Origin of the sequence: Phenylobacterium sp. (assembly GCF_036263695.1) — a bacterium.
Lineage (GTDB): Bacteria > Pseudomonadota > Alphaproteobacteria > Caulobacterales > Caulobacteraceae > Phenylobacterium.
The window spans coordinates 1-5,857 of record NZ_DATAGM010000105.1; the positions used below are offsets into that span (position 1 = coordinate 1).

Annotated in this window: 10 protein-coding genes; 4 read left to right on the plus strand and 6 right to left on the minus strand. The window is 69.6% G+C overall.

Going from position 1 to position 5,857, the window contains the following annotated elements; genetic code table 11:
- The 3 genes from VHK87_RS04175 to VHK87_RS04185 form a co-directional block, all read right to left on the minus strand.
- Nucleotides 1–627: glutathionylspermidine synthase family protein (locus VHK87_RS04175; RefSeq protein WP_329633639.1), on the minus strand; the 627-nt coding region annotated here is incomplete at its 3' end.
- Between the two features lie 25 nt (nt 628–652).
- The gene (locus VHK87_RS04180; protein ID WP_329633640.1) at nt 653–1,420 is read right to left on the minus strand and encodes a PspA/IM30 family protein; all 768 of its coding nucleotides are present in this window, start codon (nt 1,418–1,420) and stop codon (nt 653–655) included.
- Between the two features lie 13 nt (nt 1,421–1,433).
- Nucleotides 1,434–2,093 carry a YjfI family protein gene (locus VHK87_RS04185; RefSeq protein WP_329633641.1) on the minus strand — a complete coding sequence of 220 codons (660 nt, stop codon included), beginning with the start codon at nt 2,091–2,093 and terminating at the stop codon, nt 1,434–1,436.
- 110 nt (nt 2,094–2,203) lie between these two features.
- Between VHK87_RS04185 and VHK87_RS04190 the strand changes: the two genes are divergently transcribed.
- The 3 genes from VHK87_RS04190 to VHK87_RS04200 are packed head-to-tail and all read left to right on the plus strand — an operon-like array spanning nt 2,204 to nt 3,902.
- Nucleotides 2,204–2,851: a DUF2491 family protein gene (locus VHK87_RS04190; protein WP_329633642.1), complete on the plus strand. Its 648-nt coding sequence runs from the start codon at nt 2,204–2,206 to the stop codon at nt 2,849–2,851.
- Between the two features lie 12 nt (nt 2,852–2,863).
- Nucleotides 2,864–3,277, plus strand: a complete 414-nt coding sequence (locus VHK87_RS04195; RefSeq protein WP_329633643.1) for a DUF350 domain-containing protein — start codon at nt 2,864–2,866, stop codon at nt 3,275–3,277.
- Nucleotides 3,278–3,284: 7 nt separating this feature from the next.
- Nucleotides 3,285–3,902 carry a DUF1190 domain-containing protein gene (locus tag VHK87_RS04200; protein ID WP_329633644.1) on the plus strand — a complete coding sequence of 206 codons (618 nt, stop codon included), beginning with the start codon at nt 3,285–3,287 and terminating at the stop codon, nt 3,900–3,902.
- Nucleotides 3,903–4,025: 123 nt separating this feature from the next.
- On the opposite strand, the gene VHK87_RS04205 is transcribed toward VHK87_RS04200, so the two are convergent.
- Genes VHK87_RS04205 through VHK87_RS04215 form a run of 3 tightly spaced genes read right to left on the minus strand, consistent with a single transcriptional unit; the run spans nt 4,026 to nt 4,950 of the window.
- Nucleotides 4,026–4,313 carry a DUF5985 family protein gene (locus tag VHK87_RS04205; protein ID WP_329633645.1) on the minus strand — a complete coding sequence of 96 codons (288 nt, stop codon included), beginning with the start codon at nt 4,311–4,313 and terminating at the stop codon, nt 4,026–4,028.
- Nucleotides 4,310–4,585 (minus strand): DUF5985 family protein, encoded by a 276-nt coding sequence (locus tag VHK87_RS04210; protein WP_329633646.1) that lies wholly within the window; start codon nt 4,583–4,585, stop codon nt 4,310–4,312. The genes VHK87_RS04205 and VHK87_RS04210 overlap by 4 nt, the downstream gene beginning before the upstream one ends.
- A complete protein-coding gene (locus tag VHK87_RS04215) occupies nt 4,582–4,950 on the minus strand; it encodes a MarR family transcriptional regulator (RefSeq protein ID WP_329633647.1) in 369 nt (122 codons plus the stop codon). The genes VHK87_RS04210 and VHK87_RS04215 overlap by 4 nt, the downstream gene beginning before the upstream one ends.
- 199 nt (nt 4,951–5,149) lie before the next feature.
- Between VHK87_RS04215 and VHK87_RS04220 the strand changes: the two genes are divergently transcribed.
- Nucleotides 5,150–5,857: protein imuA (locus VHK87_RS04220; protein ID WP_329633648.1), on the plus strand; the 708-nt coding region annotated here is incomplete at its 3' end.

Here is a 5,857-nt window from a genome sequence, read left to right on the forward strand (position 1 = left end):
CTGGTCGATGGCCACGAACTTGGGCTCGATCCCCGCCTGGCCCGCGACGTCCTCCAGGTAGCGCACCGTCTGCCGGTCCTCGGCGAAGTCGGCGACGGAGGCGAAGTGGACGAAGCCGCCGTGCGGGAACAGGGCGGCGAAGCGCGCCTGAAGCTTCTCGTGAATGGCGTTGAACTGGTCGGTGTTGGCCGGCAGCCGGCCTTCGCCGGTCATGTCCTCCAGCCACAGCCATTGAAAGACCGCCGCCTCGTAGATGCTGGTCGGGGTGTCGGCGTTGTACTCGTAGAGCTTGGGAGGGGCCTCCCCGTCGTAGAAGAAGTCGAAGCGGCCGTAGAGGCTGGGGTCCTTCGCCCGCCACGAGGCGGCCACCACGTCGCGCATCGGCTCGGGGATGGCGAGCTTCTCCATCAGGCTCTCACGCTCGACCACTTCGGCCACCAGCTCGAGGCAAAGGCCGTGGAGCTCCTCGGCGGCCGTCTCCAGGTGGTCCTCCACCTGGCTCATCGTGAAGGCGTAGCAGGCCCGCTCGTCCCAATAGAGGCCCATGTCCGCATGGTGCCAGGTGAAGCCCACGGCCTCGGCCTTGGCTTTCCAGTCGGGGCGCGCGTCGACGGGGAGGCGTTTCATCCCTTCCTCCCCATCTCGCCCGTTTTCAGCCCTCGCCCCTGCGGCTTGGCTCCTTGGCGAGGTCCTCGATCTGCAGGCGGGGGGCTTCCAGCTGCATCGGGGCGGGCTGCTCGGGGGCCTTGAGGCGGGCCAGGATGTCGTCGGCGCCGACGTGGCCGGGCAGGATGCCGGCCTGCTCCAGCTTGCGGTCGAGGTCGGCGCCGGTGCGGCGCTCCTCGAGTTCGCCGGCGGCGCGGAACTGCTCGTCGCGGACCGCCTGGCGCTCCTTGATGCGCTTGAGGCTGTCTGCCGCCGAGCCGAGGGTCGCCCCGGCGCTGCCGGAGCGGGACACCACCGAGGCCTGGGCCTTCTGGACGCTCTCGTTGACCTTCACCACTTCGATCTCGCGGCGCAGGGCCTCGATCTTGGTGTCGGTCGTGGCGATGATCTGGCGCAGCTTGTCCTCGGCGGTGCGCATCTCGGCGACCTGGCCGGCTTTCTGAGTCGCGTCGCGCTCCAGGTCGGCGATCCGCTGCGCGACCTCCCGGGCCAGGGCCTCGTCGCCCTTGGCCAGCGCTGCGCGGGCCGAAGCCTCGTACTTGCGGGCCTGCTCGGCGAAGTTCTTGGCGTCTGTCTCCAGCATCCGCCGGCGCGCGACCAGGGCGGCCAGGTCGTCGCGCGCCTTGGCCTGTGCCGTGTCGGCGTCGCGGATCTCCTGGTCGAGGATCCTCAGGGCGTTGGCGTCGACGACCGCCAGAGCGCCTTCGTGGGCGGTCCCGCGGAACAGGGCCGACAGCTTTCTCCAGATCGACATGGTCTTTCCCCTCTCAGGCCGCGGTCTTGGATGTGGCGCGGAAGGACTCGCGCAGATCGCCGGCCGCGTCGATAGCGTTCTCGGCCAGGGTCCGAAGCTCGATGATGATGGTCTGCAGCGTCGTCTTGGCGCTGATCTCGCCGAACAGCTCGTAGTAGTCGCGGCCCTCGATCGTGCTGATGCCGAAGTTGGACAGCGGCACCAGCTTCTGGGCCTTCAGCAGGAACACGTTGAATTGCGCCTGGTCCTCCTGCTCGTCCACCGGCCACAGGATGGTCGAGAGCACCATCTGCAGCGGGCCGGACGAGACGTAGATCGGCAGGTCGCCGTACTCGTGCATCTTGACCAGCAGCACGGGGTCGGCCCCCTCGATCACCTGGGCGGTGAGTTCGCCCTCTCGCAACAGGCTGCTGCCGTCCAGCGCCGCCTTCAGCGCCGGGATGGTCCACGCCGTGTCGATCACCTGATCCATAGTCGTGACGCCCTTGGGATTGGGGTTGCGGGACAACTCGGGGCCGCGCGCGGACTCATAGACAATGGCGCGGACTGCGTTCTGAATGTCGGCCTTGCACGCGGCCGGCGCCCAGACTTCGATCTTGACCCAGCCGGCCTTCTTGCGGGCCTCGCGCCAGGCGCGGGTTCGTTCGACGGCACGGGCGGGCCTTTCCGACATTGCGTTCGTGGTACGCATACCATGAACGCTTGACAAGCCCTAGATCGGGTTCATGCTGGAAAGGTGCAAGGGGCGGCCGTGCAAAACCTTAAGGCGAGGCGCTAGAGCCCATGTTCGGCAAGCTGTTCGGGTCGGGGAAGAAGCCGGCCGAACCCACGCGCGCCCTGCCGGTGATCCGCAACGTCACCATCGGCCGCACCGTCATCCTGGACGCGCTGATCTGGCGCCGCCATGGCGACGACTTGCGCTTCGCCCTCGACCGGGACACTCTGGAGATCACCGCCCAAGGCGTGATCGCCCTCGACGACGGCGCCTTCGTCCACCGCTTCTACACCGACGACCACCTGATGCTGCAGGCGGTTTCCGACGACCGCGAGGGTCAGCTGGCCGACGACTTCACGGTCTTCATTCCCTGGAAGAGCGACTATCCGTCGGGCTCGCAGGCCAAGCGCGTCTGGGCCGAGCGGCTGCGCGCGCCCTATTTCGAAGACGACGGGCTGCCGATCTACCGCCGCTTCTGGTTTGGGGACGAGGCCGGAGACCAGGCCCCGGTGACCTTCTGGGAGGACGTCTACGATGACCGGGCCGCGACCGCGCCCTATTCGCGGCTGTTCCAGACCTGCATGCTGTTCGCCCGCGACCTGCCGGGGGAGAGCCGCGAACTACTGCTCGCCGTCACCGTCGAGCCCGAGAAGGGCGACCTGACGCACGACATCATGATCGGCCTGCCCCTCGGGGTCGGCGAATTCCGAGCCTAGGGGGAGATTCAGATGCTGGACCTGGTGGAGTTCCGGACGGGGGCCGTCGCCTTCGCCCTCGCCTTCGTGGTGGCGGGGCTGTTCACCCTGGCGTTCAAGATCATCTACCAGCTGGTCACCCCCTATCGGGAGCGGCAGCTGATCCGCGAGGGCAACGTGGCCGCCGCCCTGGCGCTGGCCGGCGCCCTGATCGGCTATGTCCTGCCGCTGGCCTCGGCCCTGTCGCAGACCGTCAGCCTGGCCGAGTTCGCCGCCTGGGCGGCGCTGGCCGGCGTCATCCAGATCGTCGCCTTCACGGTGGTGCGCCTGGTCGCCCTGCCGGACGTGAAGGCGCGGATCGAGCGGGGCGAGATCTCCACCGCCATCTATCTGATGGCCATCTCCATCGCGGTGGGCGTGCTGAACGCCGCCTCGATGACGTCGTGAGGCGACGATGAGCAAGCGCTCCAAGACCCTGAAGCTGACGAGCATGCTGGCGGGCGCCGCCAGCCTGAACCTCTCGGCCTGCGACACCGCCCCGCCGGCCGCCCAATGGGACGCCTCGGCCGGCAAGGGCGAACAGGTGGAGGCCCTGCAGTACGCCTCGCTGGACGCCTGCAAGGCCGCCGACGACGTTCCCGACGAGGAGTGCGACCGCGGCTACCAGGCTGCCCTCGCCGACGACAAGAACGCGCCGAAGTTCACCGACGCCCAGTCCTGCGAGGACGTATACGGCCAGGGCCAGTGCGTGCCGCGCGGCTACGGCGGCTCCAGCTTCTTCACCCCGCTGCTGGCCGGCTTCGTGATCGGCCAGATGCTGGACGGCGGCGGGCGCCGCTACTACCGCGGAACGGGGCTCTATCGCCGCGACGGCTTCTACGGCGGCGGCGGGTATTCCACGGGATGGGGTGGAACCCTCGGCCGCGACTACCGCACGGGCCGCACCACGATCAGCCGCGATGCGATCGAGCCGCCGGCCCGCGTCCGCCAGGCGCCCCCCAAGGTGCAGTCCCGCACCTCGGTGGTGTCCCGCGGCGGCTTCGGCGGCGGCAGCCGGGGGTATGGGGGGTAGAGTCCGTCCCCCGCAGGGGGAGGCGACCACGGAGTGGTCGAGGGGGTTGCCACGCACCGGGTCTGCGGGCGGAAACCCCCTCAGTCCCTTTGGGACAGCTCCCTTGTCGGGAGCATCTGGTCCTTAAGGCTCCTTGCGCCCGCCGGCGTTCTTCACCAGTACGGCGACGATGATCAGCACGAAGCCGGCCAGGCGGAACAGGTAGGCGGGGCTCTGCTCCTCCTGCGGGATGCCGAGCAGGACCGGGATCGCCTGGTTGATGGCGAACATCATGAAGGCGGCGGCGAACACCAGGAACAAGAGGTCGCGCGTGCGGGCCCAGAACTTCAGGAAGAAGATCGCCGCGATCGCGTAGCCGGCGGTCAGCGCCCCGCCCATGAAGGCGACGGTGGAAGGATCGGCTCCGTTCATCGCTCCGACTCCCAGATGAAGCCGTAGAGCAGCACGGCGATGGCGGCGACGGAGGCGGCCTGGCGCCAGGGCCACAGGTCGACGTCCGGGAAGACGACCAGGTCGCCCACCAGGAAGAGATTGTTCAGCGCCAGGAAGACGAACGCCAGCGCCGTCCACAGCAAGAGCTTGGAGCGGGAGGCGAGGAAGGCCCGGAGCAGCAGCCCGGCGCAGAGCGCGCTGGTCGCCAGGCACAGGAAGTAGACGGCCGCCGGCCCGAGGGGTGTGGTCATGGCTTTCGGATCCGGAACGCGTCGGCCAGCGACTGGAGCTTGTCGGGAGGGGAGGCGATGACGTTGATCAGGGCGACGGGGCGCTCACGGTAGGCGGCCTCGAGTTCATTGCAAAGCCTGTCCAGCACGGGGCCGGCGGGCGCATAGCGGCAGCGGCCGTCTTCGTCCAAGGCGATGAGGCCGGCGCGCTGGAGGGCGTCCAGGTTGTTGGTGATGAGCGAGGCGCTGGCGCGCAGCTCGCGGACCAGCTCGTCGGGCGTCCAGCGCCGCTCCGGGTTCCGCTTCAGGAGCAGCAGGAGCTCCAGGGCCCATACCGAGCGGATATGCTCGCGTATGAACGTCAGAAGGTCCGGGTCGACCGACAATGCCTCTCGCCCCCACGGCAGTTCGGGAAGCTGGGCAACCTAGAGCGCTACGATTGGGCGGGCCACCCGAGCGGCCTCACAAGGACGTTATGCTTGAGCGACAGATGCGGACGTAGAGCCGCCCCGCCGCGGCCCTGGAACCTTGACTCCCTCCGGCAGGTTATTAGAACAAAAATGGAACGAAAGGAGTCCCTTCCCCATGCCCGGTTTTCGCGCCAAGGGCTTGGCCGCCCTGCGAGCGAAGATCGCCGCCATCGAGGCGGGCGGGAGGGAGGACTCCGAGTCCCTGCCGTTCGGCGATCCGCGCATCGACGCCCTGCTGCCCGGCGGCGGGCTGCCGCTGGGCCGCTGGCACGAGATCGTCTCCGAGGGAATGGAGGTGGAGACCGGCGCCTGCGCGGCCGCCTTCACCGCCCTGCTGGCCGCCCCGCTCGCCCGCCGGGGCGAGGGGGTGTGGATCGTGCGGCGGGACGACCTCTACGCCCCTGGCCTCGTGGGTCTGGGCTTTCCCGCCGAGCGGCTGATTCAGGTCTGCGCCCGCGACGAGGCCGAGGCCCTGGCGGTGATGGAGGACGCGCTGGCCACGGCCGGGGTTTGCGCCGTCTTCGCCGAGGTGGAGGCGGTGGACCTGGTCGCCGGCCGCCGGCTGCAGCTCGCCTGCGAGAAGCGGGGCGGCACGGGTTTCGTCATCCGCCGCCGGCCGTTCGGCAGCGCCAAGGCCGGCGAGGCGACCGGCTCGGCCGCCGCCACCCGCTGGCGCATCGCCCCCGAGCCCAGCCAGCCGCCGGCCGGCGAGCCTGGCCTGGGCGCCCCCCGCTGGCGCGCCGCGCTGGAGCGCTGCCGCGGCGGGCGCACCGGCGAGTTCGTGTTCGAGGCGGCGGGGGCCTTCACCTTCTTTTCCGAGGAG